The organism is Candidatus Pelagibacter communis, from assembly GCF_001180205.1.
Lineage (GTDB): Bacteria > Pseudomonadota > Alphaproteobacteria > Pelagibacterales > Pelagibacteraceae > Pelagibacter > Pelagibacter ubique_O.
In genome coordinates this window covers 1-6,409 of the sequence record NZ_CVSU01000112.1, presented here as the reverse complement: position 1 = coordinate 6,409, position 6,409 = coordinate 1, and the positions used below count along the sequence as shown (strand labels likewise).

The 6,409-nt window shown below is 30.7% G+C and carries 6 protein-coding genes; all 6 read left to right on the top strand.

What is annotated here, in order from left to right:
* Positions 1–300, top strand: a 300-nt coding sequence (locus tag AMO08_RS05235; protein WP_075485894.1) for an MORN repeat-containing protein, incomplete at its 5' end; no start/stop codon positions are given.
* Positions 300–851, top strand: coding sequence for a hypothetical protein (locus tag AMO08_RS05230; RefSeq protein WP_075485892.1), 552 nt, complete (start codon positions 300–302; stop codon positions 849–851). The genes AMO08_RS05235 and AMO08_RS05230, both read left to right, overlap by 1 nt.
* A 65-nt stretch (positions 852–916) precedes the next feature.
* Positions 917–1,948 (top strand): quaternary amine ABC transporter ATP-binding protein, encoded by a 1,032-nt coding sequence (locus AMO08_RS05225; protein WP_075485890.1) that lies wholly within the window; start codon positions 917–919, stop codon positions 1,946–1,948.
* Between the two features lie 3 nt (positions 1,949–1,951).
* Positions 1,952–4,105 (top strand): ABC transporter permease, encoded by a 2,154-nt coding sequence (locus AMO08_RS05220; protein ID WP_075485888.1) that lies wholly within the window; start codon positions 1,952–1,954, stop codon positions 4,103–4,105.
* 4 nt (positions 4,106–4,109) lie between these two features.
* Positions 4,110–5,588, top strand: coding sequence for a glycerol kinase GlpK (glpK, locus tag AMO08_RS05215; RefSeq protein ID WP_075485886.1), 1,479 nt, complete (start codon positions 4,110–4,112; stop codon positions 5,586–5,588).
* An 8-nt stretch (positions 5,589–5,596) separates the two neighbouring features.
* Entirely contained in the window at positions 5,597–6,367 is a 771-nt protein-coding gene (locus AMO08_RS05210; protein WP_075485884.1) for a 2-dehydropantoate 2-reductase N-terminal domain-containing protein, read from the top strand.
* The last annotated feature ends 42 nt before the right edge of the window (positions 6,368–6,409 follow it).

The window sequence follows — 6,409 nt, the reverse complement described above, 5'->3', positions numbered from 1 at the left end:
GAGGGTAATTGTGATAATGGATATGGCAAGTGGGTTTATACTGATAAAACAACTTATGAAGGAGAATGGGTTGCAACAAAAAAAGAAGGACAAGGTATAGAGACTTGGCCAAATGGATATATTTATAAAGGAGAATTTAAAAATAGTGTTTGGAGCGGAATTGGAACATTAACATTCCCTGATGGTTCTACTTATGAAGGGGAGTGGGCTAACGGTTTTATGAATGGCCAAGGAACATTTACTTGGGCAGATGGAAAACAAAAATCAGGTATTTGGAAAAACGGTAAGTTACAAGAATAATGTCAAAAGAAAATTATATTAATAAAATAAAAGATTTACCTGAGTCTCTAAGGCAATTTATTGGTCTTATATTTATCACTCTAATAGTAATTGTATCTTTTAGTATTTTAAATGGAATTTTTGGACAAGGTGACGATTTAGTAAAAAGAATGAAGTTAGAAGAGGAGAGAATTGCTGAAGAAAAAAAACTTAGCGAACTAATATCTAAATTACCTTCTGGAATATTAGTTTCATTTGATGGAACTGATCATTACAAATTAACGGATGATGTATATGAGCAAGTATGTAAGGCTACTAAACTAATTCCACAAAGAGCAATTATGGGTGCTAATTTTTTAAATTTTAGAGCACATGAGCTTTATACAATTAATGGAAATAAAATTGATGAGACTTTTGTTAAATGGGATGAAGAAAAAAGTAAATGTTTTGCGGGTTTTACAGTTAGTGGAAATAACGTAGGTGTTGATGAAAGTATTACTATAAGTGGAGAAGCTTTAAGTTTTTTAAGTACTGGAATTGATACTAGAGTTTATTTTATTAAAAATTTTTAATGAGGAAAGGCAACAATTATTAACATTTTAATTTTATAGAATTTAATATAACTTTAAAACAATTTATGTCTGAAACTGTAATCAAATGCGAGTCGGTTTATAAAATTTTTGGAGAAAATGCCAAAAAGATGCTTGAAGAGTCTAATGGCAATGTAGATGCAAAAACCTTTCAGGAAAAAGGATGTATTGTTGGAGTAAATAATGCTTCTTTTGAAGTTGCAAAAGGAGAAATGTTAGTAGTAATGGGTTTATCTGGTTCAGGTAAATCAACACTTCTTAGATGTATTTCAAGATTAACGGATGCTACCGGTGGAAAAATTTTTATCGAAGGTCAAGATTTATTAGAATTAAATAATAAAGAGCTTATTGAGCTTAGAAGAAATAAAATGGGAATGGTTTTTCAAAGCTTTGCTTTATTGCCTCATAAAACAGTTGTTGAAAACATTGCTTTTCCACTTCAGATAAAAGGCACTAATACTCAAGAGAGCATAAGTAGAGCAATGGAAATGGTTAAACTAGTTGGACTAGACGGAAGAGAGAATTATTTTCCAAGAGAACTTTCAGGTGGACAACAACAGAGGGTAGGAATCGCAAGGTCATTAGCAGTAGAGCCTGATATATGGTTTTTAGACGAACCTTTTTCTGCATTAGATCCATTGATTAGAAAAGAAATGCAAGATGAGTTTTTAAGACTTCAGGAAAAATTACAGAAAACCATCATGTTCATTACTCATGATTTTGATGAAGCATTAAAGTTAGCTGATCGAATAGCAATCATGAAAGATGGTATAATTGAACAATTAGATACACCGGCCAATATCGTACTAAATCCAGCAACTGAATATGTAAGAAAGTTTACTGAAGAAGTACCGAGAGAGAAGGTTTTGATTATTGAGGATGTAATGGATACTTCAAGTAAAGATAATTTAGGAGATTTAAAAGTATCAAAAGATGAAATTATAGAAAATGTTGCAGAAAAAATACTTACTCAAGAAAAATTAGTGGGAGTAGTTGACTCTAGTAATAATATTGTAGGATCAATTAAACCTTCAAAAATAATAGATACAGTTTTTGGAGGAAGAAAAAACGGTAGTTAAAATATGGAGTATTTAAAAAAATATCCAAAATTATTTCAATGGTTATTTTTATTAATTGTATTTTTTGCTTTATGCTTTGCTATCGATGTTCCTGAAACTTATAAATTTATAAGAGGTCAGGCTGAATTTGTTAAAGATCCAAACCAAAGTGTTTACTTTTTTCTAGGCAAAGAGGTTAGGTATTATGCCTTTGATGTATTTTGGAGATTGCCTCCACTTCTAGGATGGCTGCCTATTTGGATAAATGACTCTTTATTTTTCTTAATGAATGAATGGATGCCAATGGAGTTTTGGAACGAAGATACCCAAGAATTTAAAACTCGACCATTATTATTAGAGATAAGTAGAAATTTAACTTCATTTATGACTTTTCTAATTGAATTAATAAGGGAGATTTTACTTGGAGGTTTAGAAACTATTGTTGCATTTACAAGTTGGGATTTTATTGATGCTTATCCATGGTTAGAGTTGCCAGGTTTACCTTGGACCATTGTTGCAGCTGGAGCAGCTATACTATCTTATAAATTAAGTGGAAAAGGATTGGCTTTGTTTGCAGGTTTAACAATGATCTATATATCTATATTTGGTCAATGGAAACCATCAATGCAAACGCTTTCTTTTATACTTGTTGCAGCTCCACTTTCATTTATTTTTGGTTTAGGCCTTGGTATTGCAGCTTACAAAAGTAAACGTGTTGAAAAAGCATTGTACCCAATTCTTTTAGTAATGCAGACTATGCCACAATACGCTGTATTAGTTCCTGCACTTGTTTTATTTGGAGTAGGTGATCACGCTGCTGTAATTATTACTATGGTTGTTGCGGTTCCACCAATGATATTATTAACAATATTAGGTTTAAGAGCCATACCTCCAGAAGTTATTGAAGCTGGAAGAATGAGTGGTTGTACCAATTGGCAATTAATGTTCAAGGTACTAATTCCAACAGCAAGAAGGGATATTTTAATTGGAGTTAACCAAGTTATTATGGTTTGTTTTTCAATGGCAGTTATATCTGCTTTCATTGGTGCCAAAGGTTTAGGATTTAATTTATTATTAGCTTTGAACCAACTTAATATTGGATTAGCATTGGAAGCAGGATTGTGTATTAGTCTAATTGCAATTTTACTTGATAAAATGTCTTTAGCTTGGGCAAATAAACAAACAGATTATTTTGGTAATCTGACATTTTTCCAAAGAAATAAAAACGTAATATTTTTTGCAGCTTCATTCGTAATTGGAATAATTCTTGCATATGTTGGGACTTTTATTTTCAAAGGTAGTTTTAATTACTTGTTTGAAATTCCTCATAATAAAGGAATATCAACAGCAGATTTTTGGAATAAAGGAGTTGATTGGATTTTTGATACTTTCTTCGTTTATATTAAGGCATTTAATACATGGTTAATTCAAGATGTGCTTCAGCCGATGAGAGCGTTGTATTTAAGAATGCCTGCAGTTGCTACATTGGTACTAGCAGTTGGTGCAGGATATTTAATTGGAGGAATTCGATCAGCATTAGTTGTTGCTGCTTTGACTTTATTTATAGCATTAAGTCCATGGTGGGATAGAGCACTAGTAACGTTATACATGGCAACTTTTGGTGTAGTTATTTCTTGTTTAATAGGATTTACAGTTGGAACATTATGTTTTCAAAACAAAAAATCTGCAGCATTTATGCTAGGTGTTTGCGATATATTTCAAACATTCCCATCATTTGTATATTTAATTCCTGTAATGATGCTTTTTGGAATAACAGATACATCTGTTTTAATTGCTGTAATTGTCTATGCAACAATTCCTGCAACTAGATATACAATAGAAGGACTTCGAAGTGTTCCTGTTGGCTTACATGAAGCTGCAACAATGTCTGGTGTGAATAAATTTCAAAGATTAACAAAAATTGAGTTTCCATTAGCATTTCCACACATGATGCTTGGTTTAAATCAAACAATAGTTTTTGCTCTATTTATGGTGATAATTGGTGCCTTCATTGGAACAGAAGATCTTGGTCAATACATTTTAAAAGCACTTTCAGATAAAAATGGAGCAGGAATCGGTTTAACTTTAGGTATCTGTGTTGCGTTTATAGGATTGATCTTTGATAATTTGATTAGAACTTGGGTTGGAAAAAGAAAAAAACATCTTGGTATAGCTTAGTATTTTGAAAAAATTTATAGTCTCTATCGATCAAGGAACGACCTCATCAAGAGTTGTTTTATTTGATACTAAGGGGAACATTAAATTTATTTCACAATATGAATTTAAACAATACTTTCCTAGAAATGGATGGGTAGAACATAATCCAAATGAAATTTGGTCGACAACACTTAAAGCATTAAAGCAAGTAATTAAAAAAGCCAAAAGTTTAAAAGGTAATATACTTACTATTGGAATTACAAATCAAAGGGAAACTACAATTTTGTGGAATAAAAAAACTGGAAAACCTATTTATAATGCAATCGTTTGGCAAGATAGAAGAACCCAGGAATATTGTAAATCTCTAAAGAATAAAAATTATGAAAATACTTTTAGAAAAAAAACAGGGTTATTTATAGATCCTTATTTTTCTGCCACTAAAATAAAATGGATTTTAGATAATGTTAAAGTTTCAAAAAAATTACTAAAAACTAATAATTTATTGTTTGGTACGGTGGATACCTTCTTGATTTGGAAATTAACCAAAAGTAAACAGCATTTAACCGAAGCTACCAATGCAAGTAGAACCATGTTGTTTAATATCAATAACAATAAATGGGATAATGAAATTTTACAGAAATTAAAAATTCCAAGGAGTATCTTGCCTGAGGTAAAAAATTCTGCAGATAATTTTGGAAAAACAGATAAGAGAGTTACAGGAAAAGAAATACCCATTTCAGCTGTTTTAGGAGATCAACAAGCAGCAGCTGTAGGACAAGCTTGTTTTGAAAAAGGATCTATAAAAAGTACTTATGGTACTGGTGCTTTTGTAATAATGAACACTGGATCAAAAAAAATAAATTCAAAAAATAAGTTATTAACTACAATTTGTTACCGATTGAATAATAAGACTACGTATGCTCTTGAAGGATCTATTTTCATAGCAGGAGCAGGCGTACAATGGTTAAGGGATAAAATTAAATTAATAAACAATGCTTATGAAACTGAAAAAATAGCTAAATCAACAAAAAGCAATAATGAAGTTTATGTTGTTCCAGCTTTTAGTGGAATAGGCGCACCTTATTGGAGACCTGACGCTAGAGGTTTAATAACTGGACTTACAAGAGATAGTGATTGGAAAACTTTAGTGAGAGCAACCGTCGAGTCTGTTGCTTATCAAAGTTATGACTTATTTTATTCAATGAATAAAGATGGTTTAAAGCCCAGAATAGTAAAGATTGATGGGGGCATGGTAGCTAATAATTGGTTTTCACAATTTTTGGCAGATGTAATTAATCTAAAAGTAATTCGACCGAAAGTCTTAGAAACTACCGCACTAGGAGCTGCGCTGTTTGCAGGATATCAAGTAGGAGAATTCAAATCATTAAATCAGATAAAAAATACATGGAAAAAAGATAAAGCTTTTAAACCAAAAATTAATAAAAAACTTAGAAATCATATATTGCATGGTTGGAAGCAAGCAATTAAAAAAACCTTAGCATAAAGATAAAAATGAAAAAAATATTAATTGTTGGTGCGGGAGCTATGGGAGCTGCTTTCTCAATACCATTGTTGGATAATGGTCATTCGGTTGTGTTAACGGAGCCATACAACTTTAAATTATTAAAAAAATTAAACTCAAAAAAAAAATATCACTCATCATTAAATATAAATTTACCAAAAAAATTAAAAATAAATAAATTTTCAAGTGACATTTTAAATCGCAATTGGGACTTAATTGTAATAGCTGTGAGCTCTATTGGAATAGACTTGATTGGAAAAAATCTATCAAAAATTAAAAATAAATCACCTATTTTGGTATTAACAAAAGGTCTTAAATTAGATGGTAGAAATTTAATTTCAATGTCTAGCTTATTAAGAAAATATAATAAAAATTTAAATATCTCAGTTTTGAAAGGCCCATGTTTAGCAAAAGAATTAGCTAAAAAAGTTAAAAGCTTCACTGTTGTTGCAAATAAAAATATAAATACTGCAAAAAAAATACGAAAATTAATTTCAACAAATTATTATCAAACTGAATTTAGTAGAGATGTTAATGGGGTTGAGTTTTTATCTGCAATAAAAAATATTTATTCTATGATAATTGGAGCTGGGCAATGGCACAATACATCATCGGCTTTATTCAGAAAATCAATTGATGAAATGAAATATCTTGCAAATTATTTTAAAGGAAAAAAGGAAACTGTTTATGGTCTGGCAGGTTTAGGAGATTTATACGTAAGTGCAATGGGAGGAAGAAATAGTAAAAGTAACAGGATTTAAAAGAGGAAGTAACAGTCAAGCTGTTACAGGAGTAGAGACAGA